Here is a 25,596-nt window from a genome sequence, read left to right on the forward strand (position 1 = left end):
CATGTGGGAGGGGGCTTGCCTCCTCCCACATTTTTCTACCGTGCCCGCTTCAAGCCTGGTAGCTGATCCGCCCATCCATCAAGGTGTAGCGCACCGTGGCCGGCAGGCTGTGACCAATGAACGGGCAGTTTTCGCCCCTGGACAGCCAGTGTTCCCCGACAACCGTGGAACTGGCCGGGTCGAACAGCACCAGATCCGCCGCCGAACCCACCGCCAACTTACCCGCCGGCAGGCGCAAGGCCTCGGCCGGGCCGGCGCTCAGGCGTGCCAACAGCGTAGGCAGGTCCAGCAGGCCATCCTCCACCAGGGTCATTGCCAGCGGCAGCAGCAACTCGACGCTGCTGATGCCGGGCTCGGTGGCGCCGAACGGCGCCAGCTTGGCATCGCGCTCGTGGGGCTGGTGGTGGCTGGAGATCGCCGAGACCACGCCCGACTTCACCGCCGCACGCAACCCCTCACGATCGGCCAGGGTACGCAGCGGCGGTTGCACGTGGTACAGGCTGGAGAAGTCGATCAGCGCCTCATCGGTCAGGATCAGCTGGTACAGGGCGACGTCCGCCGTCACCGGCAAGCCACGGGCCTGGGCCTGGGCGATCAGCGCGACGCCGCGGGCGCTGGTCAACTGGCTGAAATGCGCGCGTACGCCGCTTTGCTCCACCAGCAACAGGTCACGGGCCAGGGCCACGGTTTCTGCGGTTTCCGGGATGCCCGGCAAGCCGAGGAAGCTGGCCACCGCGCCTTCATGGGCCAGGCCGCCTTCAGCCAGGTCGCGATCCTGGGAATGAAAGATCACCGTCAGGTCGAACGTGGCCGCGTATTCCAGGGCCCGGCACAGGGTGCGCGTGCTGCGAAAGCTCTCCAGGCCGTTGCTGAACGCCACGCAACCGGCGTCGCGCAAGGCGATCAGCTCAGCCAGTTGCTCGCCCTCCAGGCCTTTGCTCAGCGCGCCCACAGGGAACACTTTGCAGTTGCCCGCTTCACGGGCGCGGTCGAGGATCAGCTCGGTGACCGCCGAGGTGTCCAGGACCGGCTTGGTGTTCGGCGGGCAGCACAGGCTGGTCACGCCACCGGCGGCGGCGGCGCGGGTTTCGCTGGTGATGTTGCCTTTGCGACTGTAGCCCGGCTCGCGCAGGGCGACGTTGAGGTCCACCAGCCCGGGCGCGGCGACCAAGCCTTTGGCGTCGATGCTTTCGACTGCGCTGAAGCCTGCGGGCGCGGCACCGATGGCGATAATCTTGCCGGCGTCCAGGTGAAGGTCGGTGACTTGATCCAGGCCGCTGGCCGGATCGATGACTCGGGCGCCGAGAATGCTGAGCTTCACTGGGCGTTCTCCTGCTCGAATTGACGTTGCGCGGTTTGCCCGCTCATGGCCATGGACATTACGGCCATGCGGATGGCGATGCCGTAGGTCACCTGGTTGAGAATCACCGATTGCGGACCGTCGGCCACCGCCGATTCGATTTCCACCCCACGGTTGATCGGGCCCGGGTGCATCACGATGGCATCCGGCTTGGCGCCGGCCAGGCGCGCGGTGGTCAGGCCGAACAGGCGATAGAACTCGCCCTCGCTCGGCAGCAGGCCGCCGGCCATGCGTTCGCGTTGCAGGCGCAGCATGATCACCACGTCCACATCCTTGAGGCCTTCGGCCATGTTGGTGTAGACCTTCACGCCGTACTGCTCGATGCCGATGGGCAGCAGGGTTTTCGGGGCGATCACGCGGATGTCCGGGCAGCCCAGGGCTTTGAGGGCCAGCATGTTCGAGCGCGCAACCCGCGAGTGCAGGATGTCACCGACGATGGCCACCGAGAGGTTTTCAAAGCCGCCCTTGTGCCGACGGATGGTGAGCATGTCGAGCATGCCCTGGGTCGGGTGGGCGTGGCGACCGTCGCCGCCGTTGATGATTGCCACATTCGGGCACACGTGTTCGGCGATGAAGTGCGCGGCGCCGGAGTCGCCGTGGCGCACCACGAACATGTCGGCGGCCATGGCTTCCAGGTTGCGCAGGGTGTCGAGCAGGGTTTCGCCCTTGCTGGCCGACGAGGTGGACACGTTCAGCGTGATCACGTCAGCCGACAGCCGCTGGGCCGCCAGTTCAAAGGTGGTGCGGGTGCGCGTGGAGTTCTCGAAGAACACGTTGCAGATGGTCTTGCCGCGCAGCAGCGGGACCTTCTTCACCGCCCGGCCACCGACTTCGAGGAACGAGTCGGCGGTGTCGAGGATTTCGGTGAGCAGTTCGCGGGGCAAACCATCGAGGGACAGGAAGTGTTGCAACTGGCCCTGAGCATTGAGCTGCAGCGGGCGCTTGGCATCTAGAGGCGTCATCGCGGGGACTCTGTACAAGGCGGTTTAAAGGGCAAGGTCTTGCAGTTCGAGTTCGAGCGGCGTGGGACCGGACAATTTTACCCGCTGGTGGGCTTCCAGGGACAGTGTCGCGCCGACTACATCCGGGCTGATCGGCAATTCGCCGGCGTCCAGGTCCAGCAGGCATACCAGCGTGATACTGGCCGGGCGGCCGTAGTCGAACAGCTCATTCATGGCCGCGCGGATGGTACGACCGCTCATCAGCACGTCGTCGATCAGCACCAGGTGCTGGCCTTCAACCTCGAACGGCAGCGCCGAGGGTTGCACTTGCGGGTGCAGGCCGTTCTGGCTGAAATCGTCACGGTAGAAGGACACATCCAGCGTACCCAGCGGCGAATCACTGCCCAGCGCTTCCAGCAAGGCCTGGGCCACCCATACACCGCCGGTGCGGATGCCAATGAAGCGCGGTTCGCTGATGGCGCGGTGTTGCAGATGGGCCGTGAGGCGCGTGGCCATCTGGCTGATCAGTTCGGCGGGGTTCGGCAATCTCATGGTGGCTCCTTCAAGGCAGGCGATGGTGTGCAGGAGCGAGCTTGCTCGCGAAGAACCCACAGGCACCGCGTTTATCCAGGTCATGCGTTATCGTTGACGTTCTTCGCGAGCAAGCTCGCTCCTACAAAAAGCGTTGATGACAGGCAAGCCGCGTCAGTCAGGATTCAAATAAAGCGGTGTTTTCATCCAGCCAGCCCTGCAACAACAGGGCGGCGGCGATGGCATCCACGGGGTTGTCGCGGTAACTGCCTTTCTGTCCGCCACGGTCGCGTCGCTCGCCCTTGGCTTCAAAGGTGGTCAGGCGTTCATCGTGGGTATAGAAGGGCAGGTTGTAGCGGCCGTTGAGGCGGCGGGCGAATTTTTCGGCGCGCAGGCACATCTCGCTGGGCGTGCCGTCCATGTTCAGGGGCAGGCCGACCACCACTGCATCGGGCTTCCATTCCTTGATCAGCGCTTCGACCTGGTTCCAGTCCGGCACGCCGTTCTGGGCCTTCAATGTGCACAGCTCGCGGGCCTGGCCGGTAATCACCTGGCCCACCGCCACACCGATCTGCTTGGTGCCGTAGTCAAACCCGAGAATCAAACGCAAGGCCATCAGGCGTGCCCCGCCTGGCTGGTCAACAGGCTGAGGTTGACCCGCAGCTTGGCGGCGGCCGCTTCCAGGCGCAGTTCGCTGGCGGTGTTGAACAGGATGTCGGCGTCGAAGGGGCAGGTCAGCCAGGCATTGCTGGCCAGTTCGGCCTCCAGTTGCCCGGCTTCCCAACCGGCGTATCCCAGGGTGATCACACTTTGTTCAGGGCCGACGCCGTCGGCAATCGCGAACAACACGTCCTGGGACGTGGACAGGGATACGCCCTCAAGGTCCACCGTGGCCTGGAATTTCGGCCCGGTGGGGTGCAACACGAAACCGCGATCGGTCTGCACCGGGCCGCCGATATAGATCGGCACGCCCTGGCAACTGGCGGGAGGGTCGATTTCCGGGCGCAGTTGCTCGAGGATATCGGCCAGGTTCAGCGCCTGCGGGCGGTTCACCACCAACCCCATGGCACCATTGGCCGTGTGCTCGACGATGTAGGTCAAGGTCTGCGCAAAGTTCGGGTCGGCCATGTGGGGCATGGCGATCAGGAAGTGGTGCTTGAGGTAGGTCGGGCTGACATTTTTCATGTCCGCTAGTGTGGCGTTGGAGGGGCGAACTGACAAGCCGGGTTTACTGATCGTTCCCACGCGGAGCGTGGGAACGATCCGGTCAAACAGGATCAGTTGCTGGACAGCCTATCGCCCCTGGCAAATTTCCAGGTGCGGATGATTTCCAGGCGGTCCACGTCGTTCAAGTCGCCGGTAAAGGGCGCAAAGGGTGCGGCCAGGCGCACGATGCGCTGGGCGGCCTGATCCAGCAGGGGCTGGCCGGATGACTCGAGCACCTGCACTTCATAGAGCGAACCGTCGCGGTTGATCGACACCAGCAGGCGCAAATTGCCATAGATCTGCTGGCGGCGTGCTTCCTCCGGATAGTTGAGGTTGCCGATGCGCTCGACCTTCTTGCGCCATTCATCTTTATACCAGGCGCCTTTGTCGCGCATGGTCGAGGCGGCGTTCAACCGGTAGATGCGCGGGCGTTTGGCGTAGAGCTGTTGTTCGTGGGCCAGTTCGGCTTCCAGGCTGGAAATTTCGTCGGACAGTGTCGAGCTGTCGAATGTCGGCGCAGGCTTGACGGGCTCGGGGTTGGGCTCGGTTTTGGTCTTTTCGCGCTGGGTCGGGGCTTTTTGCGGCTTGGGCGCGACGGTGGTCACGGCAGCCTTGGGCGTCGCCTGTTTGACTTCCGGCCTGGCGGCCGGTGGCGGGGTGACTTTGTTGACCTTGTTGTCCTGGAACGGCGCCACTTCGGTGGTCTTGGGTACGGCTTTCTTGTCGAGGGTGCCGCTGCCTTGCTGGTTTTCCTGGGCGAGAAAGTCGGCCTTCTCGGGCTTTTTATCGCTCTTGAAGGTGGCGAGCGTGATTTCCAGTGTCTTGGTGATCTGTTTGGGTTCGACCAGGGTGAAGCCCACGCCGAGAATCAGTGCAAGGTGAACCAGCGCCGCCAGGAACAGGGTAAATCCGAGCCGATCAGCCGGGCGCACGCCGCTGTGGGAGAGTTCGGGGGGCAGATCGGACGGGAGCGTCATGACAAAAAAACCAACATCGCGCGTTTCACAGGTGGCGCATGATAACGCAATGTTGGTGTGTGTCCGGCTGTTCTATGTCACTTGGCTTGTAGCTTGCGCTCAATGGCCGCCATCAGCATTTCGCCGATGTTCGTGCCAAATGCGTGATCAATCTCGCGAATACAGGTCGGACTGGTGACGTTGATTTCGGTGAGGTTCTCACCGATTACGTCAAGTCCTACAAACAGCAGGCCTTTTTCGCGAAGGGTCGGGCCGACTTGGGCGGCGATCCAGCGATCCTTGTCCGACAGCGGTCGCGCTTCTCCACGGCCACCGGCGGCCAGGTTGCCACGGGTCTCGCCGGCCGCCGGGATGCGCGCCAGGCAGTAATCCACCGGCTCGCCGTCGATCATCAGGATGCGCTTGTCGCCGTCCTTGATCGCCGGCAGGTAGGCCTGGCCCATGATCTGCTGGGTGCCCAGCGCGGTCAGGGTTTCCAGGATCACCGACAGGTTCGGGTCGCCCGCGCGGTGACGGAAGATCGAGGTGCCGCCCATGCCGTCCAGCGGCTTGAGGATCACATCGCCATGTTTGGCGGCGAATTCACGCAGCACGTCGGCGCGGCGGCTGACCACGGTCGGCGGCGTGCACTGCGGGAAGAGGGTGGCGAACAGTTTTTCATTGCAGTCGCGCAGGCTTTGCGGCTTGTTGACGATCAACACCCCGGCGCGCTCGGCCTGCTCCAGCAGGTAGGTGGAATACACGAATTCCATGTCGAACGGCGGGTCCTTGCGCATCAGGATCACGTCCAGATCGCTCAGGGGGCTGTCGATTTCATCCTGCAGCTCGAACCACTTCTCAGGGTTGGCGAATACCTGCAACGGACGCATCCGCGCACGGGCCTCGCCGTCGCCCTGGTAAAGGTCGCGCTGTTCCATATAGAACAGGCTCCAGCCGCGGGCCTGGGCGGCCAGGAGCATGGCCAGCGAGCTGTCCTTTTTATAGGAGATGCTGGCAATAGGGTCCATGACAATGCCGACGCGAACGCTCATGGGTTATTTCCTCTGGCAAATAGGGCGCATAAAAGTGGCGTCAGAGTGGCGCTGCGGCTGTTGCGGGTCAAGGAAAAACCACCAGGCGAGTGCCTCGATAGATTGCGCCCGGAGACTGTGCTAAAAAGACTGCCACAGCGCAGCAGCCCTTGAATTCCAAGGCTTGCGGGGCTCATCCTGTGACACATCAGGCAGTACACACCGAAAACCGATTCGCTGTGGCGATGGTAGAGCAACTATGGAACAGCATTCCAACGCCTTGAGAGTGATGGTGATCGACGATTCGAAAACGATCCGCCGCACCGCCGAGACGCTGTTGAAGAACGTGGGGTGCGAGGTCATCACGGCCATCGACGGTTTCGATGCCCTGGCGCGAATCGTGGATCATCACCCGCACATTATCTTTGTCGACATCATGATGCCGCGCCTGGATGGCTACCAGACCTGTGCGCTGGTGAAGAACAACCCGGCGTTCAAGTCGATCCCGGTGATCATGCTGTCCTCCAGGGACGGCCTGTTCGACAAGGCCAAGGGGCGTACCGTGGGGGTCGATCAGTTTTTGACCAAACCTTTCAGCAAGGAAGAACTGCTGGGTGCGATCAAGGCCTATGTGCCTGCCTTCGCCGCAGTAGAACAAGCACACTGACGCCGCCCCCGAGGGCCGGCGCCGACCAATGTAGTGGGGAAAACCATGGCACGTGTTCTGATCGTCGACGATTCGCCGACTGAAATGTACAAACTGACCGGCATGCTGGAAAAGCATGGCCACCAGGTCTTGAAGGCCGAAAATGGCGCGGACGGCGTGGCCCTGGCCCGCCAGGAAAAGCCCGACGCAGTGCTGATGGACATCGTGATGCCGGGCCTCAACGGCTTCCAGGCCACGCGCCAGTTGTCCAAGGAGCCGGAAACCAACGGCATCCCGATCATCATCATCACCACCAAGGACCAGGAAACCGACAAGATCTGGGGCGCGCGCCAGGGGGCCAAGGATTACCTGACCAAGCCGGTGGACGAAGAAACCCTGATCGCCACGCTGAACAAGGTGCTGGCCGGTTGACGGCACGCCATCATGACCGAGTCGCAAACCGCCTTTGAGCTGCTGCTGGACATTGACCGCCGCTGCCGCCTGCTGGCCGCCGACCTGCCGTCCCAGGAAACCCGCCTGCAGCGCTGGAGCGGGATCGGCTTTCGCCTGGGGCAACACTGGTATGTGGCGCCCATGGGCGAAGTCGCCGAGGTGTTGCATGAGCCGCGCTGCACCCTGATGCCCGGAGTAAAGCCTTGGGTCAAGGGCGTGGCCAACCTGCGCGGGCGCTTGTTGCCGGTGATGGACCTGGGCGGGTTTCTCGGCCGGGAACTGTCCAAGGCGCGCAAGCAGCGGCGGGTGCTGGTGGTGGAATACAACGATCTGTTTGTCGGGTTGCTGGTGGACGAGGTGGTGGGCATGCAACATTTTGCACTCGACGCGTGGATGGCGAGTACCGCCTCCGGCGCGCCGTTTATCCAGGGCCAGTTCGATGGCGACCCGCAGTGGCAGGTCTTCAGCCCCTTCGCCCTGGCCCAGGCTCCAGGCTTCATGGATGTGGCCGCATGAGCACCGTGACCCCGCCCAAGCCCCAGGCGGCCTCGCGCAGCCGCTCGCAGATCATCGTGCTGTTTATCGCACTGATCGTGTTCATCATGCTGTTGTTCGCCAACTTCGCGTACCTCAACACCCAGTCCACCTACGACAAACAGTACATCGGCCACGCGGGCGAACTGCGGGTGCTGTCCCAGCGCATCGCCAAGAACGCCACCGAAGCCGCCGCCGGCAAGGCGGCCGCGTTCAAGCTGCTGGGCGAGGCGCGCAACGACTTTGCCCAGCGCTGGGGCTACCTGAAAAAAGGCGATCCGCAAACCGGCCTGCCGGCCGCGCCCACTGCCGTACGCGCCGAGATGCGCGCGGTGCAGACCGACTGGGAAGCCCTGCTGAAAAACACCGACGCCATTTTGGCCAGCGAACAGACCGTACTGTCGTTGCACCAGGTGGCCGCCACCCTCGCAGAAACCGTGCCGCAATTGCAGATAGAGTCGGAAAAAGTCGTCGACATCCTGCTCCAGCGCGGCGCCCCCGCGAGCCAGGTGGCGCTGGCCCAGCGCCAGTCACTGCTGGCCGAGCGCATCCTGGGTGCGGTCAATACCGTGCTCGCCGGCGACGAAACCGCCGTGCAGGCCGCCGATGCCTTTGGTCGCGACGCCAATCGTTTTGGCGTGGTGCTCAATGGCATGCTCAACGGCAACCCCGGCCTGCGCATCACCCAGGTCGAAGACCCTGACGCCCGCGCGCGGCTGGGGGAAATTGCCGAACTGTTCGAATTCGTCTCGGGTTCCGTGGATGAAATCCTCGAAACCTCGCCGCAGTTGTTTCAAGTACGCGCGTCGGCGAGCAATATTTTCAACCTGTCGCAAACCCTGCTCGACGAAGCCTCGCACCTGGCCACCGGTTTCGAGAACCTGGCCGGCGGGCGCAGCCTGGATACCCTCGGCGGCTATGCGCTGGGGCTGCTGGCGCTGGCCTCGATCATCCTGATCGGCCTGGTGATGGTGCGCGAGACCAACCGCCAACTGCGCGAAACCGCCGAAAAGAACGAGCGCAACCAGAACGCGATCATGCGCCTGCTGGACGAAATCGAAGACCTGGCCGACGGCGACCTGACCGTCACGGCCTCGGTCACCGAAGACTTCACCGGCACCATTGCCGACTCGATCAACTATTCGGTGGACCAACTGCGCGACCTGGTGGCCACCATCAACCTCACCGCCGGGCAAGTCGCCGGCGCGGTGCAGGACACCCAGGCCACCGCCATGCACCTGGCCCAGGCCTCGGAGCATCAGGCCCAGCAGATCGCCGAAGCCTCCACCGCGATCAACCAGATGGCCCAGTCCATCGACCAGGTGTCGGCCAACGCCGCCGAGTCCTCCGCGGTGGCGGAGCGTTCGGTGGAAATTGCCAACAAGGGCAACGAGGTGGTGCACAACACCATCCACGGCATGGACAACATCCGCGAGCAGATCCAGGACACCGCCAAGCGCATCAAGCGCCTGGGTGAATCGTCCCAGGAGATTGGCGACATCGTCAGCCTGATCGACGACATCGCCGACCAGACCAACATCCTGGCCCTGAACGCGGCTATCCAGGCGAGCATGGCCGGCGATGCCGGGCGCGGTTTTGCGGTGGTGGCCGATGAAGTGCAACGGCTGGCCGAGCGCTCCTCGGCCGCCACCCGGCAGATCGAAACCCTGGTGCGGGCGATCCAGGCCGACACCAACGAAGCCGTCATTTCCATGGAACAGACCACCACCGAAGTGGTGCGCGGTGCGCGGCTGGCCCAGGACGCCGGGGTGGCGCTGGAAGAGATCGAAGGCGTGTCGAAAACCCTGGCGGCGCTGATCCAGAGCATTTCCAATGCGGCGCAGCAACAGACCTCGTCGGCGGGGCAGATTTCGCTGACGATGAATGTGATTCAGCAGATCACCACGCAGACATCGTCGGGTTCCACGGCGACCGCCGAAAGCATTGGTAACCTGGCGAAAATGGCCAGCCAGTTGCGCCGGTCGGTGTCGGGGTTCACGCTCCCGCCGCCCAGGCAGGTCGAAGAGTGAAATGCACTCCAAAAATCACCACAGTCCAAATGTGGGAGGGGGCTTGCCCCCGATAGCGGTCTGACAGTCAAAAGTTGGTCGCCTGACACACCGCCATCGGGGGCAAGCCCCCTCCCACATTGGATCTCCATCGTTTGTGAGATACCAGCAACCCATGAATTCCAAGCGGAGCAGTTATGGTTGATCGGCACGACTACGTGGCCCTGGAATGGGTCAAGGGCGACATTGCCGAAACCCTGAAGCAGGCCCGTTCGGCGCTGGACGTTTACGTTGAAACCGGCGACGCCATTGAGGCGTGCCTGGCCGGTATCCACCAGGTACATGGCGCGCTGCAGATGGTCGAGTTCTACGGCGCGGCGCTGCTGGCTGAAGAGATCGAAGCCCTGGCCCTGGCGCTGCAGGCCGGGCACGTCGGCCAGCGCGACGAAGGTATCCGCCTGCTGCAACAGGCTCTTGGCCAATTGCCGCTGTACCTGGACCGTGTGCACAGCGCCCGTCGTGACCTGCCGCTGGTGGTGTTACCGCTGCTCAACGACCTGCGCAGCGCCCGCGGTGAAAGCCTGCTGTCGGAGACCAGCCTGTTCAGTCCACAACTGTTGACCATCGCGGCGCTGCCCGACGAGGCACTGGCCCAACGCACACCGCCGGACCTTCACCCGCAACTGCGCCAATGGCACGCCCTGCTGCAACAGGCCCTGGCCGGGTTGCTGCGCGAGGACCACGGGCCGAGCAACCTGGAAGACATGGCGCGGGTCTTCGCGCGCCTGGAAGCGCTGTGCCAGGGCGCGCCGCTGTTGCCGCTGTGGCAGGTCGCCTCGGCGCTGGTCGAAGGCATGCTGACGGGCGTGATCGCCAACAGCCCGGCACTGCGCAGCCTGCTCAAGGCCAGCGGCAAGCAACTCAAGCGCCTGCTGGCGCAGGGCATCGGCGGGATCAACCAGCCGGCGCCGGATGAATTGCTCAAGAGCCTGCTGTTCTACGTCGCCAAAGTCACTCGGCCGACGCCGCGCATGCAAAGTCTCAAGGAACGCTACGGTCTGGATGAGGCCTTGCCCGACAGTGCCGTGGTCGATGCCGAGCGCGCGCGCCTGGCCGGGCCGGACCGCAACGCCATGGGCTCGGTACTCGGCGCATTGTGCGAAGAGCTGGTACGGGTCAAGGAGCGCCTCGATCTGTTCGTGCGCAGCGACCGCCAGCATACCCAGGACCTGGACCCGCTGCTGGCACCGCTGCGGCAGATCGCCGACACCCTGGCGGTGCTCGGTTTCGGCCAGCCGCGCAAAGTCATCATCGACCAGCTTGCCGTGGTATTGAGCCTGGTCCAGGGGCAGCGCGAACCCAGTGACGCCGTATTGATGGACGTCGCCGGGGCGTTGCTCTACGTCGAGGCCACGCTGGCCGGAATGGTCGGCACCGTCGAACCGCAAAGCCGTGAAGACAGCCGCCTGCCGACCACCGACCTGACCCAGATCCATCAATTGGTGATCCGCGAATCCTGTCAGTGCCTGCGCCAGGCCAAGGAATTGGTGATCGACTGCATCGAGGCCGACTGGGATCGCCAGCGCCTGGAATCCCTGCCTGAGCTGTTGAGCCAGGTACGCGGCGCCCTGGCGATGATTCCACTGCCCCGTGCGGCGAGCCTGATGCGCGGGTGTACCGATTATGTTGATGAGCAACTGATGGTCAATGACACCGCGCCCGCTGAGGCGCAGTTGGCGCGCTTTGCCGATGTGATCAGCAGCCTTGAATACTACCTGGAACGCATGCTCCAGGACCCCGACGCTGCGGGCGAAAAAGTCCTGGAACTGGCCACTCAGGCCCTGAGCGAGCTGGGCTATCTGCCGCAGGAAAAACCCTGGCGCCAGGCATTGGCTGCACCCGAGGGTGTCTTGTCCGGCGACACCGCGCCAAGCCAATCGCGGTTCGATGCGCTGGCCAGTCCCACCTCGCGTCTCAACCCGCCGGCCCTGCAACGTCCGGGCAGTCTGCTGCCGCCTCCCCGCGATGAAGCGCCGATTGACGACGAGTTGCGTGAAGTCTTCCTCGAAGAGACCGATGAAGTCCTTCAGGTGCTGCACCGTTACTTGCCCGACTGCGCGGACAAAACCGCCCAGGGCGAAATGCGCCGTGCCTTCCACACCTTGAAAGGCAGCGGTCGCATGGTCCGCGCCCTGGTCGTGGCCGAACTGGCCTGGGCCGTGGAAAACCTGCTCAACCGCGTGCTGGAGCGCAGCGTGGCGATCGGTCCCGAGGTGCGGCAGGTGCTGGATGAGGCGGTGGCGCTGCTGCCGGAGCTGATCGCCGACTTCGCCACCGGCCAACAGCGTCAGCGCGATGAGGTCGACGCCCTCGCTGCCCGCGCCCACGGGTGGGCCAGCGGCGCCCAGGTAGCGGTCATCGAGCCGCACGACCCGATGCTGCTGGAGATTTTCCGCAACGAAGCCCAGAGCCATCTGGACAGCCTCAACCACTTCCTGCAACAGGCCGCCGAACACATGCCGTTGCAGGTCAGTGATGAACTGCAACGCGCCCTGCACACCCTCAAGGGCAGCGCCTACATGGCCGGCGTGTTGCCGATGGCTGAACTGGCGCGTCCCCTCGACCACCTGACCCGCGAATACAAGGCCCATCGCCTGCCGCTGGACCTGGATGAAGTCGAGCTGCTGCTGGAAGCCGAAAGCGTGTTCCAGCGCGGGCTGCGTGAACTGGACAGCCATCCCCTGGCGCCGATCAAGGGCGCGGCGGACTTGATCAAGCGCACCCAAAGCCTGTTGGACCAACAGCTTGAAGCCCTGCTCAACGGCCCCGGCACCGGCCCGCACGTCAAGCGCGATCCGCACCTGATCACCAACTTCCTGGCCCGGGGCATGGACATCCTGCTCGACGCCGAAAGCCTGCTGCGTCGCTGGCAGCAACACCCCGGCGAGCGCCAGGAACTCACCGCGCTGCTGGACGAACTGACCACCCTGGGCGAGGGCGCGCACCTTGCCGACCTGCACCCTATCGATCAACTGTGCGAAGCCTTGCTCGACCTGTATGGGGCAGTGGAAGAGAGCAGCCTGGCGGTCAGCGAACGGTTTTTCCATGAGGCCGAGCAGGCCCATGAAGCGTTGATCACCATGCTCGACCAACTGGCAGCCGGGCAGGAAATCAGCCCGGCGCCGGCACGGGTCCAGGCCCTGCGCGAATTGCTCGATGACGCCCTCGATCCGTCCGCCACCGGCCTGATCACACGTGACGGCAACCGCGCCCCGAGCATCGCCGAGCTGGGCGCCGCGACCGAGCAACTGAGCCGGCACACGGCGATGGACGACGAGATCGTCGACATCTTCCTTGAAGAGGCCGTGGATATCCTCGACAGCGCCGGGCAGTCCCTCAAGCGCTGGTTGCTGGAGCCCGAGGGCATGGCGCCGTTGTCCTCGTTGCAGCGCGACTTGCACACCCTCAAGGGCGGCGCGCGCATGGCCGAAATCGACGCGGTGGGCGATCTGGCCCAGGAGCTGGAATGCGTCTATGAAGGCCTGGTGGACCGTCGTTACAGCTACTCCACCGAGCTGTCCCAGGCACTGATGGCCAGTCATGAACGCCTGGCTTTGCAACTTGACGAGCTGCACGGGCAGCAGCCGTTGAGCGACAGTGTCGAGCTGGTCGCCAGGTTGCGCGAACTGCGCCAGAGCAGTCTGCCGACGGCCCCGGTTGCAGCGCCGCAACCCTCGGGCGCCGACCCCGAGCTGCTGGATATTTTCCTCGAGGAAGCTGCCGATATTCTCGACAGTTCAGGCAGTGCATTGCTGCGCTGGCAGGCCGAGCCCGGCAACCGCCAGGAGGTCGAAACCCTGCTGCGTGACCTGCACACCCTCAAGGGTGGCGCACGCATGGTCGAGATCGGCCCGATTGGCGACCTGGCCCACGAGCTGGAGTTTCTCTACGAGGGGCTGTCCGCCGGGCTGCTGGCGCCGTCGCCCGAACTGTTCGCGCTGTTGCAGGGTTGCCATGACCGCCTGGCGCAGATGATCGACGCCGTGGCGGACGGCTTGCCGGTGGGCTCGGTGGACAAGCTGATCGAGCGCATCAAGAGCCTGGTGCACCCGGGCGAAGAGCCGGTGGTGCCGGTGGCGCTGCCGGCGGGTAAGGCGGAGACGGTGGTCGATCCGGCTGCCGACATGGTGAAGATCTCCGCCGAACTGCTCGACGACCTGGTCAACCTGGCCGGCGAAACCTCGATCTTCCGTGGCCGTATCGAGCAGCAGGTCAACGATGCGCGCACCGCGCTCACGGAAGTGGAAACCACCATCGAGCGCATGCGCGATCAGCTGCGCCGCCTCGACAGCGAAACCCAGAGCGGTCTTTTCAGTCGCCAGCAGACCGAGGCCGAGCGCCTGGGCTACGAGGAATTCGACCCGCTGGAAATGGACCGCCATTCGCAATTGCAGCAATTGTCCCGCGCGCTGTCCGAATCCGCCTCCGACTTGCTCGACCTCAAGGAAACCCTCGAGCGCCGCAACCAGGACGCCCACGACCTGTTGCAGCAACAGGCGCGCATCAACACCCAATTGCAGGAAGGCCTGATGCGCACGCGCATGGTGCCGTTCGAGCGCATGCTGCCGCGCCTCAAGCGCATCGTGCGCCAGGTGGCCGATGAGCTGGGCAAGGACGTGGAATTCGTGATCGGCAATGCCGAGGGCGAGATGGACCGCAACGTGCTGGAACGTATGGCGGCGCCGTTGGAACACATGCTGCGCAACGCCGTCGACCATGGTCTTGAGTCCCGCGAGGTGCGCCTGCAGGCGGGCAAGCCAGAGAAGGGCCGCATCACCTTGGACCTGACCCACGAAGGCGGCGATATCGTCTTCGACATGCGCGACGACGGCGCCGGCGTGCCCCTTGAGGCTGTGCGCCGCAAGGCGATCAAGCGCGGCTTGCTCGACCCCGATCAAGAGATCAGCGACCGCGACGTGCTGCAGTTCATCCTGCAACCGGGGTTTTCCACGGCGGAAAAGATCACCCAGATTTCCGGACGCGGCGTGGGCATGGACGTGGTGCATGAGGAAGTGCGCCAGCTCGGCGGTTCGATGGTGATCGACTCGATCCCGGGCGTGGGTGTGCATTTCAGGATTCGCCTGCCGTTTACCGTGTCGGTCAATCGGGCCCTGATGGTGCAATGCGCGGACGATCAATACGCGATTGCGCTCAATACCATCGAAGGCCTGGTGCGTGTGCTGCCCCATGAATTGGCGGGGCACTACCAGCAGGACCCGCCGCGCTATGAATACGCCGGCCAACGCTACGAACTGTTTTACCTCGGCGACCTGTTGCACACCGTCAGTCGCCCCAGGCTGCTCGGCCAGTACCAGCCGGTGCCGGTGTTGCTGATGCAGTGCAAAGAGCGGCATGTGGCGGTGCATGTGGATGCCATGGCGGGGACGCGCGAGATCGTGGTCAAGGGCCTGGGACCGCAGTTTGCCGGGGTGCAGGGCTTGTCCGGCGCGACGATCCTGGGCGATGGGCGCGTGGTGCTGATTATCGACCTGTTGGCGCACATCCGCGCGCGGCCACCGGCGTTGCCGGCGCAGTCGGTGGACACGCCACTGACCCTCAACGACCCGCTGAAAAAGCGCCCGCTGCTGGTGCTGGTGGTGGACGATTCGGTCACCGTGCGCAAAGTCACCAGCCGCCTGCTGGAGCGCAACGGCATGAACGTGCTGACCGCCAAGGACGGCATCGACGCCCTTGCCCTGCTCGAAGAACACACCCCGGACCTGATGCTGCTCGACATCGAAATGCCGCGCATGGACGGTTTTGAAGTGGCGATCCAGGTGCGCAACGACCCGCGCCTGATGCGCCTGCCGATCATCATGATCACCTCGCGCACCGGCCAGAAACACCGCGACCGCGCCATGGCCATCGGCGTCAACGACTACCTCGGCAAGCCGTACCAGGAGTCGGTATTGCTCGAGAGCATCGCTTACTGGAGCAAGTCCCATGCTTGACCACCGCGCGAGCCAACTCACCGGGCTGTTGCTGCCGTTGGCTGATCGTCACCTGATCCTGCCGAATGTCGCGGTGGCCGAACTGATCGACTTCCAGCGCGGCGAACCGGCCAGCGATGCACCGCCGTGGTACCTGCGCCAAGTCACCTGGCGGGATCGGCACATACCCTTGATCAGCTTCGAAGCCGTGTGCGGCGAAGCCAGTGTGACCGGCGAACGCTCCAGGATCGTGGTGTTGAACGCGTTGGGCGGGCGGCCGACGTTGAAGTTCATCGCACTGGTGATCCAGGGCATTCCGCGCTCGTACAAACTCGACAGCGAATTGAGCTACGTGGACGTACCGCTGTGCCCGCTGGAACTGGCGGCGGTGCAGGTGGGCGAGCATGTGGCGAAGGTGCCGGACCTGATGGGGCTTGAAGCGCTGCTGGCCGAGTCCGGCCTGGCCTGAGCTTTGAGCGCTATGAAGATCCACTGTGGGAGGGGGCTTGCCCCGATGACAGAGTGTCAGTTGATAAATCTCTGGCTGGCCCACTGCCATCGGGGGCAAGCCCCCTCCCACATTAAAGTATCGGTGTTTGACAGACTGCGGGTGGCTTCGGACTTTTCCTGCAAGATTTTGGGCCGTGCATGAACTTCTCAGGCGCTACTGAGCAAATGTGGGAGGGGGCTTGTAGGATGGAGTTGTTGTAGGCGAGTTCTGATTTGGATTAGGCGGGTGTTCAGGCCGGAGTGGAGTGCTTAGTTTCTCCGTTCCTCACTGCCAGCAAGGACCCGCAAATGGCCTTACTGTTAATGCCGCCGGATTTTGGATCGTGGTGGGGCGGTGAGCCTATTGGTGATGACCCACGGGACCAATATTGGATAAGAAGAGGTATTGAATATGCCATTTCGCAAGGCCACTGAGCGCCTCATGCCTGTTCTGCGTAATTGCCTGCTGGTGGTCTGCCTGATCTATATCGGCGGCAGTTGGATCCTGTCGCCCGGAACACCGGACCTGGATGAAGTGGTGTTGAAGCATTCCCTGGGCAACGGTATGTCGATCTATGGTGCACGAGATAGCCAAGGTGGTGCGACGGTAGGGTTTTCCTACAGGTACTACGTGCATAAGGATTTGGGAAGTGATCAGGAAATCCTCAGCGCATTAGTGTCTGCACCTTCTTTTCTCAAAACAAAAGAGCCGGATGTTCAAGTCAATAATGAAGGGGGTGCTCTGCAGCTGGTTATTCAGGGAGAAGTGTATGAGTACCACAGTTATGCACTGGAAGGCCTGGGGAAGGTCAAGGTGATGATGGTGTTGTGATGGGCCAGCCTTCGGATCTTTCCTGCAAGATTTTGGGCCATGCATGAACTTCTAAGGCGCTACTGAGCAAATGTGGGAGGGGGCTTGCCCCCGATAGCGGTGTATCACCCAGAAATTTGTTAGCTGACCTACTGCTATCGTGGGTAAGCCCCCCATTCTCAATCAATCCGCGCAAACCGCTCAATCACCGGCTGCTCCCGATGCTCGGCCTGCCACAAGTCGTAGGCACTCTGCATCGACAACCATAACTGGGCTGTACTCACACCGGCCCGTTCCAACCGGACGGCGAGGTCCGGGCTGACCGGGGCGTGGCCATGCAAGATCCTTGAAAAAGTCTCGCGGGCGAAGCCAAGACGTCGTGCCATTTCAGTAATGGTAATGCCCAAGGCAGGAATCACATCTTCAAGCAATATTTCACCTGGGTGAGGTGGGTTGTGCATACCCATATCGATGCCTCTACTCAGTGGTAGTCAAGATAGTCGACCAGTTCGACCTGGTCGTCGAACATCCGAAAAATGATGCGCCAGTTACCTCTTTTCGGATGGGAAAGACTAGAGAGGCGAGTTCCGAGCAACAACCTGAAAAGCCTGTCGGAGCATTCTTTGCTGCCTATCGGAAGGATGACATTGGGTGTGGCCTTCGGATTTTTCCCGCAAGATTTTGGGCCATGCATGAACTTGTGGTGAGAAGTCCGCGGGCCTAGTCTTCGTCACGTCATCGCAAAAAACGGTGACACGGACGTGCAAGTCCGGTTACATGTCGGCGCACCAACGCCCATAGCCATTCAACGGGCGTTTTTTATGCCTGCTGTACTCGTTATGGCGGCTGTGCGTGGGAGATTCTTCGGGGTCTGCCGGGGTCCGATATGCCCGGTCTTGCACACCTGCGCACAGCTGCCACCTTCATTCGCGTGCAAGCGGGAGAGGGCAGCTTCCATTACATATCGGAGCTGTCAATCATGATCAAACCTACCCCCAATCCACCCCTCTTCACCGTAAACCCTCACCAAAACACCGAAACCCTGCTGGTCAACGCCAGCGAAACCCTGTCCTCCCTTAACGCGCTTACCTGCACCCTGGCCTTCGATCTGGACACCTCCCAGCGCGCCATCATGCTTGGAATTCAGCAGATGGCAGAGTTGGGGCAGTTGCTGGTCGATAGAGCGCTGGAGCAAGTCAGTCCTTCGCCGGAATTTTAAAGCGGTCCCAAATAGGGACTGATCGGTCTTTGATTGGGACCGCTATCTAACAGGCGCTACTGAGCAAATGTGGGAGGGGGCTTGCCCCCGATAGCGGTGTATCAGCCACATATCTATTAGCTGACCCACCGCAATCGGGGGCAAGCCCCCTCCCACATTTTGAGTTTCATTACTCCCACCGTAATGATCCGTCGTCGGGCTTGATTGATGGCCTTCCGAATCACTCCTAAGGTAAAGCCCCACGACAGCAACCCCCCGTGGAGCAACCATGACAACAACCATCACCCCCGACTCGCGCTGGACGCGGCGGCGCGACGAGAAGCAGCGGCGGCTCGGGCTGGTCAAGCAGTATGCAGACGGGGCGGTGTTGCCCAGTGACAAGATCGTCGAGGCCCTGGAAGCGCTGATCCTTCCCGGCGATCGCGTGGTACTGGAAGGCAACAACCAGAAGCAGGCCGACTTCCTCTCGCGTTCCCTGGCCAAGGCCGACCCGGCCAAGCTCCACGATTTGCACATGATCATGCCCAGTGTCGGCCGTTCCGAGCACCTGGACCTGTTCGAAAAAGGCATCGCACGCAAGCTGGATTTCTCCTTCGCCGGCACCCAATCCCTGCGCATCAGCCAGTTGCTGGAAGACGGCCTGTTGGAAATCGGCGCGATCCATACCTACATCGAACTCTATGCGCGCCTGGTGGTGGACCTGATTCCCAACGTGGTGCTTTCGGCCGGCTTCATGGCCGACCGCGCCGGCAACATTTACACCGGCGCCAGCACCGAAGACACCCCCGCGCTGATCGAACCCGCTGCCTTCAGCGATGGCATCGTGATCGTGCAGGTCAACCAATTGGTCGACGACGTCACCGACTTGCCGCGCGTGGACATCCCCGCCAGCTGGGTGGATTTCGTGGTGGTGGCCGACAAGCCGTTCTATATCGAGCCGCTGTTCACCCGTGATCCGCGTCACATCAAGCCGGTACACGTGCTGATGGCGATGATGGCGATCCGTGGCATCTACGAAAAACACAATGTGCAGTCGCTCAACCACGGTATCGGCTTCAACACCGCCGCCATCGAACTGATCCTGCCCACCTACGGCGAATCCCTGGGCCTGAAGGGCAAGATCTGCCGCAACTGGACCCTCAACCCGCACCCCACGCTGATCCCGGCGATTGAAAGCGGCTGGGTGCAAAGCGTGCATTGCTTCGGCACCGAACTGGGCATGGAAAACTACATCGCCGCACGCCCGGATGTGTTCTTCACCGGCCGCGACGGCTCGATGCGCTCCAACCGCATGTTCTGCCAACTGGCCGGCCAGTACGCGGTGGACCTGTTTATCGGCGCCACCCTGCAAGTGGACGGCGACGGGCATTCCAGCACTGTGACCCGTGGCCGCCTCGCCGGCTTTGGCGGCGCGCCGAACATGGGCCACGACCCACGCGGTCGCCGTCACGGCACACCGGCCTGGCTGGACATGCGCCACGATGATGCGCCTGAAGCCTTGCTCGAACGCGGCAAAAAACTCGTCGTGCAAATGGTCGAGACCTTCCAGGAAGGCGGCAAGCCCACCTTCGTCGACACCCTCGACGCGGTGGAAGTGGCGCGCAAAAGCGGCATGCCCCTGGCGCCGATCATGATCTACGGCGACGACGTCACCCACCTGCTCACCGAAGAAGGCATCGCCTACCTGTACAAGGCGCGCTCCCTGGAAGAACGCCAGGCAATGATCGCTGCCGTCGCCGGGGTCACCGCCATCGGGATGCGCCACAACCCCAAGGACACCGCCCGCATGCGCCGCGAAGGCTTGATTGCGCTGCCCGAAGACCTTGGCATTCGTCGCACCGACGCCACCCGCGAGCTGTTGGCCGCCAAGAGCGTGGCCGACCTGGTGGACTGGTCCGGCGGCCTGTACAACCCACCCGCCAAATTCAGGAGCTGGTAGATGCGCGCCCTCAAACTGCATGAAGTGAGCCTGGCCGATCGCCTGGCGGATAGGGCGGTCGATGCGCTGATCGACGAAGCGGATTTGTCGCCCAAGCCCGCCCTGGTAGACCGGCGAGGCAACGGCGCCCACACCGATTTGCACTTGGGCTTGATGCACGCCTCGGCGCTGTCGCTGTGGCCGATGTTCAAGGCAATGGCCGAGGCCGCGCTTGAAATCGGCGAAATCGGCCTTCCTCTGCGCGAAGCCCTCGGCCGTATTGGCCGCGAAGGCGAGCAAGCGATGCTCATTACCACCAACGGCGTAAATACTCATCGCGGTGCGATCTGGGCGCTCGGTCTGCTCACCGCCGCAGCGGCCCTGGACCCTGGCGGCGTTACGCTGAACGCGGCCAGATTGGCCTTGCTCGACGACCGACATGCGCCACAAACCCTGAGCCACGGCGCGCTGGTCGCCCAACGTTACGGCGCTCGCGGTGCCCGCGAAGAAGCGCAGTTGGGCTTCCCCTCGGTGACGCAACGCGGCCTGCCGCAACTGCACAAGAGCCGCCGGCAAAACGTCGGAGAACAGAACGCGCGCCTGGACGCCTTGCTCGCGATCATGACCGAACTGGCCGACACCTGCGTGCTCTACCGCGCCGGCTACGCAGGCCTGACCACCCTGCAACAGGGCGCCCAGGCCGTGCTGGACGCCGGCGGCAGCGCAACCCTGGCCGGCCGCCGCCAACTGCACGCGCTGGACCAACAACTGCTGGCCCTGAATGCCTCCCCCGGCGGCGCTGCCGACCTGTTGGCCGCCTGCCTGTTTATCGACCGCCTCGACGGAGCGTTGTGATGCAGACCCTATCCTTTGAATTCCCCGCCGGGCAGCCGCCAAAAGGCCGTGCGCTGGTGGGTTGCGTCGGCTCCGGCGACCTTGAAGTGCTGCTGGAACCGGGTACCGCCGGCACGCTGACCATCCAGGTACAAACCTCGGTCAATGGCGCCGAGCAACGTTGGCAGCACCTGTTCGAACGCATCTTCCAGGAGCAGATGCCACCGGCCTTGAACATTGATATCCACGATTTTGGCGCCACACCCGGTGTGGTGCGTTTGCGCCTGGAGCAAGGCTTCGAGGAGATCGGCCATGACTGATTGGCTCAACAAACACAGCTTCGTTGAACTCGGTGCTCGGCAGCGCGCCAAGGCGTTGCTGGATGCCGGCACCTTTCGCGAGCTGATCGACCCCTTTCAACGCGTCATGTCGCCGTGGCTCAGCCGCCAGGGCGTGGTGCCCCAGGCGGATGACGGGGTTGTCATCGCCAAAGGCAGTGTTGCCGGTCTGCCGGTAGTGATTGCCGCCATCGAAGGTAACTTCCAGGGCGGCAGCCTCGGTGAAGTCGGCGGCGCGAAAATCGCCGGAGCGCTGGAACTGGCCGCTGAAGATAACCGCAACGGCATTCCGACCCGCGCCGTGCTGCTGCTGGAAACCGGCGGCGTACGCCTGCAGGAAGCCAACCTGGGTCTGGCCGCCATTGCCGATATCCACGCGGCGATTGTCGACCTGCGCCAGTACCAGCCGGTAATCGGCGTGGTGGCGGGCAGTGTCGGCTGCTTCGGCGGCATGTCCATCGCCGCAGGGTTGTGCAGCTATCTGGTGGTCACCCGTGAAGCGCGCCTGGGCTTGAACGGCCCGCAGGTGATCGAGCAGGAAGCCGGGTTGGACGAATACGACTCCCGCGACCGGCCGTTTATCTGGAGCCTTACGGGGGGCGAACAGCGCTTCAACAGTGGGTTGGCCGACCGTTATGTGGCCGACGATGTGGCGCAGATCCAGCAGGCCGTCAGCGCGCTGTTGCAGCAAGGCGTGCCCGAACAACAGCGTAGCCGCCGCGCTGATTTTTATCTGGCGCGCCTGGCCGAACTGGACGCCACGGCGCAGATCGAACCGGCGACGGTGCGCACGCTGTATCAGGGAGAACGCCCATGAGAGGTTTGCAGTGGTTTAACGCGCTAAGCGCCGGCGCAACGCCGGTGCAAGGGCTGCCCGACTCGCTCAAGGTCGCCGATGGCCAGTTGAACGGTCAGAGCGTGCGCTTTCTCGCCGTGGTCACCGACCCGAACAACCGCTTCTTGCGCGCACGCAATGGCGAAGTCGGTTTGCTGGAAGGTTGGGGGCTCGCCAAGGCCGTCGATGATGCTATCGCCAGGGCTGACAAACGCCCGCTGATCGCCATCGTCGATGTACCCAGCCAAGCCTACGGTCGCCGCGAAGAAGCCCTCGGCATCCATCAAGCCCTGGCCGCCGCCGCCGACAGCTACGCCCGCGCCCGTCTGGCCGGACACCCGGTGATTGCGTTGCTGGTGGGCAAGGCCATGTCCGGTGCGTTCCTCGCCCACGGTTACCAGGCCAATCGCCTGATTGCCCTGCGCGACCCTGGCGTGATGGTGCATGCCATGGGCAAGGCCTCGGCGGCGCGGGTCACCCTGCGCAGCGTCGAAGAACTCGAAGCCCTGGCCGCCAGCGTGCCGCCGATGGCGTACGACATCGACAGTTATGCCAGCCTTGGGCTGCTCTGGGAGACGCTGACGGTCAGCCAGATTGAACAGCCCACGGCAGACGACGTGGCGCGGGTCAGCGATTGCCTGGTGAACGCGATCAAGGATATCGATGGCCCCAATCTGAGCGGGCGCCTGGGGGCGTCCAATCGTGCGGCGTCCAGCCACGTGCGTCAGCTGCTGCGGGAGCAATGGTGAACGCTCACGACTTGCTCTGGGGCATGACCCCGGCCCATCTGCCCGCCGATGCGCCCGGCTGGGTGGTGGATGCGCTCAACGCCGGCCACCCGGTGGTGGTGCGTCGCGCCGTCGTCGCGCCGGGCCATGTGGCGGTCGGTGTACGGGGACGTTTGCGTGAGCAGCGGTTTGCCGCGCAGATGCCGATTGCCGCGGTGCAACGGCGCGTGGCCCCCGAAGCCCTGCGGGACGTGACCTCGCCGCGGGATTTGCCGGCGCTGCGGGCACTTGATCAACTGCGGCCGCTGTTGGCGCCTAACGACTGGGGCGTCAGCGGCAGCGCCGGATTCGAATTGGCCAGCGGCATCGAAGCGTTGCATGCCGCGAGCGATCTGGATTTGATCCTGCGCACCCCCGAGCCGCTTGAGCGTGACCAGGCGCACGCGTTATTGGCGATGCTCGATAGCGCACCGTGCGCCGTCGACCTGCAACTGCAAACCCCCGTCGGCGCTGTCGCCTTGCGTGAATGGGCGGGGGCATCACGCCGGGTGCTGCTGAAAACCGCCGACGGGGCGCACCTTGTCGTCGACCCCTGGCAGGCAGTGGCATGAGCAGCTTGCTGGTATTTCCGGGGCAGGGCGCCCAGCGAGTCGGCATGCTCCAGTCGCTGCCCGTCGACGTCCTTGACGAGGCCAGCGCTGCCCTGGGTGAAGACGTGCGCCGGCTCGATTCGGCACAGGCCCTTGAATCGACGCGCGCCGTCCAGCTTTGCCTGTTGATGGCTGGCGTGGCGCATGCGCGTCTGTTGCAGCACACACCGGACTATGTGGCGGGCCTGTCTATCGGCGCCTATCCCGCCGCTGTCATCGCCGGCGCACTGGACTTTGCCGATGCCATCAAACTCGTCAGCCTGCGCGGCGAACTGATGCAAAGCGCTTATCCACAGGGCTACGGGATGACCGCGATCATCGGCCCGCAGTTATCCACCGTCGAAACATTGCTCGCCGAAATCCACAGCCCACAGACCCCGGTGTACCTGGCCAATATCAATGCCGATAACCAGACGGTCATTGCCGGCAGCGACGCGGCGATGAAGCGTGTCGCAGAACGCATCAAGGGCAACGGCATCGCCAGGCGCCTGGCGGTCAGCGTGCCGTCCCATTGCGCCTTGCTGGACGCACCGGCCAGGGTCCTCGCCCAGGCCTTTGTCCCACTCAAGGCGCCGCGCATCACTTACCTGAGTAGCACCCGCGCGCGGCCTATCCACAACCCTGAGCACCTGCGCGATGACCTGGCCTTCAACATGTGCCGCGTCGTCGACTGGCGCGGCACCGTGCAAAGCGCCTACGAGCGTGGCGTGCGCCTGCAGATCGAAGTGCCACCGGGCGCGGTGCTCACCGGCCTGTCCCGCCGCGTCTTCGAACAAGGCACGGTGATCGCCTGCGAAGGCGCGCGCCTGGATACCTTGCAGGCCCTGCTGCAAGAGGAGGAGCGCCGCCGCCGATAAAGCACGACCCAAGGCTTTCGAAGCACAACAACAACAATTTCGATCGAGCACTTTGAGGACAACAACAATGATTATTTACGGTGTGGCATTGCTGGCGATCTGCACGCTCGCGGGCGTGATCATGGGCGACATGCTCGGCGTGTTGCTGGGGGTCAAATCCAATGTGGGCGGCGTGGGCATCGCGATGATCCTGCTGATCTGCGCGCGGTTGTGGATGCAAAAGCGCGGCGGCATGACCAGGGATTGCGAGATGGGCGTGGGCTTCTGGGGCGCCATGTACATCCCCGTGGTGGTGGCGATGGCCGCACAGCAGAACGTGGTCACCGCCTTGCACGGCGGTCCGGTGGCGGTGCTGGCGGCCATCGGTTCGGTGGTGGTGTGTGGTTGCACCATTGCCCTGATCAGCCGCACGCACAGGGGCGAGCCTTTGCCGCCGGAAGAGCCGCTGATCCTCGCTGCAGGAGGTCGCTGATATGTGGGACCTCATCGAAAAAGGTTTGGAGCACAATGGCCTGATCACCGCGTTCGCCTTTGTGGGCGTGGTGATGTGGATTTCGGTGGTGCTGTCCAAGCGCCTGACATTCGGACGCATCCATGGCTCGGCGATTGCCATCGTCATCGGCCTGGTGCTGGCCTGGGTTGGCGGCACGCTCACGGGCGGGCAGAAGGGCCTGGCGGACCTGGCATTGTTCTCCGGTATCGGTCTGATGGGCGGGGCGATGTTGCGGGATTTCGCCATCGTTGCCACGGCGTTTGAAGTGCAGGCCACCGAAGCGCGCAAAGCCGGGATGATCGGGGTGATTGCCCTGCTGCTGGGCACGATCCTGCCGTTCATCGTCGGTGCGAGCATGGCCTGGGCCTTCGGCTATCGCGATGCGGTCAGCATGACCACCATCGGCGCGGGCGCCGTGACCTACATCGTCGGCCCGGTGACCGGTGCGGCGATTGGCGCGACCTCGGATGTGATGGCGCTGTCGATTGCCACCGGGTTGATCAAGGCGATCCTGGTGATGGTCGGCACGCCGGTGGCGGCGCGCTGGATGGGCCTGGACAACCCGCGTTCGGCGATGGTGTTCGGCGGCCTGGCCGGCACCGTGAGCGGGGTGACGGCGGGGCTGGCGGCGACGGATCGGCGGTTGGTGCCGTATGGTGCGCTGACGGCGACGTTTCATACCGGGTTGGGCTGCCTGCTTGGGCCTTCGCTGTTGTATTTCATTGTGCGTGGGTTGGTGGGCTGACATTCGGAATGTGTGGGGTCTG

At 63.6% G+C, this 25,596-nt stretch carries 25 protein-coding genes; 17 read left to right on the plus strand and 8 right to left on the minus strand.

Features of this window, described 5'->3' with window-relative positions; all coding sequences use genetic code 11:
- Positions 1-49: 49 nt before the first annotated feature.
- From BFP89_RS10170 to gshB, 7 genes are all read right to left on the minus strand, one after another.
- Positions 50-1,321, minus strand: coding sequence for a dihydroorotase (locus BFP89_RS10170; RefSeq protein WP_065885355.1), 1,272 nt, complete (start codon positions 1,319-1,321; stop codon positions 50-52).
- Positions 1,318-2,322 (minus strand): aspartate carbamoyltransferase catalytic subunit, encoded by a 1,005-nt coding sequence (locus BFP89_RS10175; RefSeq protein ID WP_065885356.1) that lies wholly within the window; start codon positions 2,320-2,322, stop codon positions 1,318-1,320. The genes BFP89_RS10170 and BFP89_RS10175 overlap by 4 nt, the downstream gene beginning before the upstream one ends.
- A 24-nt stretch (positions 2,323-2,346) precedes the next feature.
- Positions 2,347-2,853, minus strand: coding sequence for a bifunctional pyr operon transcriptional regulator/uracil phosphoribosyltransferase PyrR (pyrR, locus tag BFP89_RS10180; RefSeq protein WP_065885357.1), 507 nt, complete (start codon positions 2,851-2,853; stop codon positions 2,347-2,349).
- 157 nt (positions 2,854-3,010) lie between these two features.
- Positions 3,011-3,448: a Holliday junction resolvase RuvX gene (gene ruvX / locus BFP89_RS10185; protein WP_003213744.1), complete on the minus strand. Its 438-nt coding sequence runs from the start codon at positions 3,446-3,448 to the stop codon at positions 3,011-3,013.
- Positions 3,448-4,017, minus strand: coding sequence for a YqgE/AlgH family protein (locus tag BFP89_RS10190; protein WP_065885358.1), 570 nt, complete (start codon positions 4,015-4,017; stop codon positions 3,448-3,450). The genes ruvX and BFP89_RS10190 overlap by 1 nt, the downstream gene beginning before the upstream one ends.
- 92 nt (positions 4,018-4,109) lie before the next feature.
- On the minus strand, positions 4,110-5,015 hold the full coding sequence (locus BFP89_RS10195) for an energy transducer TonB (RefSeq protein WP_065885359.1): 906 nt from the start codon (positions 5,013-5,015) through the stop codon (positions 4,110-4,112).
- Positions 5,016-5,092: 77 nt separating this feature from the next.
- Positions 5,093-6,046: a glutathione synthase gene (gene gshB / locus BFP89_RS10200; RefSeq protein WP_065885360.1), complete on the minus strand. Its 954-nt coding sequence runs from the start codon at positions 6,044-6,046 to the stop codon at positions 5,093-5,095.
- Between the two features lie 238 nt (positions 6,047-6,284).
- Here gshB and pilG point away from each other — a divergent pair, with 238 nt between their 5' ends.
- From pilG to BFP89_RS10235, 7 genes are all read left to right on the plus strand, one after another.
- Positions 6,285-6,692: a twitching motility response regulator PilG gene (pilG, locus tag BFP89_RS10205; RefSeq protein ID WP_065885361.1), complete on the plus strand. Its 408-nt coding sequence runs from the start codon at positions 6,285-6,287 to the stop codon at positions 6,690-6,692.
- A gap of 45 nt (positions 6,693-6,737) precedes the next feature.
- A complete protein-coding gene (gene pilH / locus BFP89_RS10210; protein ID WP_014720320.1) occupies positions 6,738-7,103 on the plus strand; it encodes a twitching motility response regulator PilH in 366 nt (121 codons plus the stop codon).
- A 12-nt stretch (positions 7,104-7,115) separates the two neighbouring features.
- Positions 7,116-7,640 (plus strand): chemotaxis protein CheW, encoded by a 525-nt coding sequence (locus tag BFP89_RS10215; protein WP_065885362.1) that lies wholly within the window; start codon positions 7,116-7,118, stop codon positions 7,638-7,640.
- Positions 7,637-9,688: a methyl-accepting chemotaxis protein gene (locus BFP89_RS10220; RefSeq protein ID WP_065885363.1), complete on the plus strand. Its 2,052-nt coding sequence runs from the start codon at positions 7,637-7,639 to the stop codon at positions 9,686-9,688. Before BFP89_RS10215 ends, BFP89_RS10220 begins: the two co-directional genes overlap by 4 nt.
- A gap of 176 nt (positions 9,689-9,864) precedes the next feature.
- Positions 9,865-15,678 (plus strand): Hpt domain-containing protein, encoded by a 5,814-nt coding sequence (locus tag BFP89_RS10225; RefSeq protein ID WP_065885364.1) that lies wholly within the window; start codon positions 9,865-9,867, stop codon positions 15,676-15,678.
- Positions 15,671-16,126, plus strand: coding sequence for a chemotaxis protein CheW (locus tag BFP89_RS10230; RefSeq protein ID WP_065885365.1), 456 nt, complete (start codon positions 15,671-15,673; stop codon positions 16,124-16,126). Before BFP89_RS10225 ends, BFP89_RS10230 begins: the two co-directional genes overlap by 8 nt.
- A gap of 432 nt (positions 16,127-16,558) precedes the next feature.
- Complete coding sequence (locus tag BFP89_RS10235; protein WP_065885366.1) at positions 16,559-16,978, plus strand: hypothetical protein; 420 nt, start codon at positions 16,559-16,561, stop codon at positions 16,976-16,978.
- 158 nt (positions 16,979-17,136) lie between these two features.
- On the opposite strand, the gene BFP89_RS10240 is transcribed toward BFP89_RS10235, so the two are convergent.
- The gene (locus BFP89_RS10240; protein ID WP_020301914.1) at positions 17,137-17,424 is read right to left on the minus strand and encodes a HigA family addiction module antitoxin; all 288 of its coding nucleotides are present in this window, start codon (positions 17,422-17,424) and stop codon (positions 17,137-17,139) included.
- A gap of 512 nt (positions 17,425-17,936) precedes the next feature.
- Between BFP89_RS10240 and BFP89_RS10245 the strand changes: the two genes are divergently transcribed.
- The 10 genes from BFP89_RS10245 (at position 17,937) to madM (ending at position 25,574) form a co-directional block, all read left to right on the plus strand.
- Positions 17,937-18,176, plus strand: coding sequence for a DUF6124 family protein (locus tag BFP89_RS10245; RefSeq protein ID WP_065885367.1), 240 nt, complete (start codon positions 17,937-17,939; stop codon positions 18,174-18,176).
- Positions 18,177-18,444: 268 nt separating this feature from the next.
- Positions 18,445-20,115 carry a malonate decarboxylase subunit alpha gene (gene mdcA, locus BFP89_RS10250; RefSeq protein ID WP_065885368.1) on the plus strand — a complete coding sequence of 557 codons (1,671 nt, stop codon included), beginning with the start codon at positions 18,445-18,447 and terminating at the stop codon, positions 20,113-20,115.
- Complete coding sequence (locus BFP89_RS10255) at positions 20,116-20,949, plus strand: triphosphoribosyl-dephospho-CoA synthase (protein ID WP_065885369.1); 834 nt, start codon at positions 20,116-20,118, stop codon at positions 20,947-20,949.
- A complete protein-coding gene (locus BFP89_RS10260; protein WP_065885370.1) occupies positions 20,949-21,248 on the plus strand; it encodes a malonate decarboxylase subunit delta in 300 nt (99 codons plus the stop codon). The genes BFP89_RS10255 and BFP89_RS10260 overlap by 1 nt, the downstream gene beginning before the upstream one ends.
- Entirely contained in the window at positions 21,241-22,083 is an 843-nt protein-coding gene (locus tag BFP89_RS10265; protein WP_065885371.1) for a biotin-independent malonate decarboxylase subunit beta, read from the plus strand. Before BFP89_RS10260 ends, BFP89_RS10265 begins: the two co-directional genes overlap by 8 nt.
- The gene (gene mdcE / locus BFP89_RS10270; RefSeq protein WP_065885372.1) at positions 22,080-22,850 is read left to right on the plus strand and encodes a biotin-independent malonate decarboxylase subunit gamma; all 771 of its coding nucleotides are present in this window, start codon (positions 22,080-22,082) and stop codon (positions 22,848-22,850) included. The genes BFP89_RS10265 and mdcE overlap by 4 nt, the downstream gene beginning before the upstream one ends.
- Complete coding sequence (locus BFP89_RS10275) at positions 22,844-23,440, plus strand: malonate decarboxylase holo-ACP synthase (RefSeq protein WP_065885373.1); 597 nt, start codon at positions 22,844-22,846, stop codon at positions 23,438-23,440. The genes mdcE and BFP89_RS10275 overlap by 7 nt, the downstream gene beginning before the upstream one ends.
- Entirely contained in the window at positions 23,437-24,336 is a 900-nt protein-coding gene (gene mdcH / locus BFP89_RS10280) for a malonate decarboxylase subunit epsilon (RefSeq protein ID WP_065885374.1), read from the plus strand. The genes BFP89_RS10275 and mdcH overlap by 4 nt, the downstream gene beginning before the upstream one ends.
- A 67-nt stretch (positions 24,337-24,403) precedes the next feature.
- Positions 24,404-24,808, plus strand: coding sequence for a malonate transporter subunit MadL (gene madL / locus BFP89_RS10285; RefSeq protein ID WP_065885375.1), 405 nt, complete (start codon positions 24,404-24,406; stop codon positions 24,806-24,808).
- Position 24,809: 1 nt separating this feature from the next.
- Positions 24,810-25,574, plus strand: a complete 765-nt coding sequence (madM, locus tag BFP89_RS10290) for a malonate transporter subunit MadM (RefSeq protein ID WP_065885376.1) — start codon at positions 24,810-24,812, stop codon at positions 25,572-25,574.
- Positions 25,575-25,596 lie beyond the last annotated feature (22 nt).

The sequence above is a fragment of the Pseudomonas sp. 31 R 17 genome, assembly GCF_900004915.1.
GTDB lineage: Bacteria > Pseudomonadota > Gammaproteobacteria > Pseudomonadales > Pseudomonadaceae > Aquipseudomonas > Aquipseudomonas orientalis_A.